This is a genomic window from Paraburkholderia sediminicola, assembly GCF_046027355.1.
Lineage (GTDB): Bacteria > Pseudomonadota > Gammaproteobacteria > Burkholderiales > Burkholderiaceae > Paraburkholderia > Paraburkholderia sediminicola_B.
On the sequence record NZ_JAQQEK010000101.1, the window covers coordinates 1 to 1480 of the forward strand.

The following is a 1480-nucleotide window of genomic DNA, read 5'->3' on the forward strand; positions in this document are numbered from 1 at the left end:
GCGCCCAAGGCGCTGGAGCAGTGGCGCAACCGCCAGATCGCGGGCATCAACAATCCTTCGGAAATGCCCAGAGTCTCTGAGTTGCAGATCAGCGACGACGAGTTGCGCGAATCGATCGAGAGCAACCAGTTGCGCCTGATGCGCGAGCGCGGCCTCGATCTCACCATCTTCAGTCCGCGCGCGAGTTTCATGGCGCATCACATTGGCGATTTTCAGGTTTCCAGTACATGGGCGGCGATCTGCAACGAGTTGTGCTTCCGCGTGAGCCAGCTGTTCCCCGACCATTTCATTCCGGCCGCGATGCTGCCGCAGAGTCCGGGCGTCGATGTCGCCACGTGTATTCCTGAACTAGTCAGATGCGTGGAGCAGTACGGCAACGTGGCGATCAATCTCAACCCGGATCCGTCGGGCGGCCACTGGACCGGCCCGCCGCTGTCCGATCGCCACTGGTATCCGATCTACGAGAAGATGGTCGAGTACGATATTCCCGCGATGGTTCACGTGAGCACCAGCTGCAATGCGTGCTTCCACACGACTGGCGCGCATTACCTGAACGCCGATACCACCGCGTTCATGCAGTGCCTCACGTCTGACCTGTTCCGTGATTTCCCCACGCTGCGCTTCGTGATTCCGCACGGCGGCGGCGCGGTGCCTTATCACTGGGGGCGCTTTCGCGGACTCGCGCAGGAACTGAAGAAGCCCTTGCTGAAAGACCATCTGCTCAACAACGTGTTCTTCGACACCTGCGTCTATCACCAGCCGGGCATCGATCTGCTCACGCGCGTGATTCCGGTGGAGAACATCCTGTTTGCGAGCGAGATGATCGGCGCCGTGCGCGGCATCGATCCGGAGACGGGCAATTATTTCGACGACACGAAGCGCTATATCGAGGCCGCGCATATCGATGCGGACGAGCGCTACAAGATCTACGAAGGCAACGCACGCCGCGTCTATCCGCGCCTCGATGCAGCATTGAAGACGAAGGGACATTGATCATGTATGAACTAGGTGTGGTGTATCGCAACATCCAGCGGGCAGATGGCGACGTCGCTGCAAAACTCGGTGCGCTCGGAACCGCCACCGTGCACGAGGCAATGGGCCGTGTCGGTCTGCTGAAGCCTTATATGCGCCCGATCTATGCCGGTGCACGGGCCCACGGCACGGCTGTCACGGTTCTGCTGCAGCCCGGCGACAACTGGATGCTGCACGTCGCGGCGGAACAGATCCAGCCGGGCGATATCGTCATTGCCGGTGTCACGGCCGATTGCACGGATGGCTATTTCGGCGATCTGCTGGCGACGAGCTTCAAGGCGCGCGGCGCCAAGGGTTTGATCATCGATGCCGGCGTACGGGACGTAAGCGTGCTGACGGAGATGACATTCCCGGTCTGGAGCAAGGCGATCTCGGCCAAAGGGACGGTCAAGGCGACGCTCGGTTCGGTGAACATTCCGGTGGTGTGCGCCGGGGCGCTAGTGAATCC

Annotated in this window: 2 protein-coding genes; both read left to right on the forward strand. The window is 61.0% G+C overall.

What is annotated here, in order from left to right; all coding sequences use genetic code 11:
- On the forward strand, positions 1 to 993 hold a 993-nt coding region (locus PQR42_RS45415), incomplete at its 5' end, for an amidohydrolase family protein (protein ID WP_408393919.1).
- Between the two features lie 2 nt (positions 994 to 995).
- Positions 996 to 1480 (forward strand): 4-carboxy-4-hydroxy-2-oxoadipate aldolase/oxaloacetate decarboxylase (locus PQR42_RS45420; RefSeq protein ID WP_408393921.1); only part of this gene is annotated, 485 nt, incomplete at its 3' end.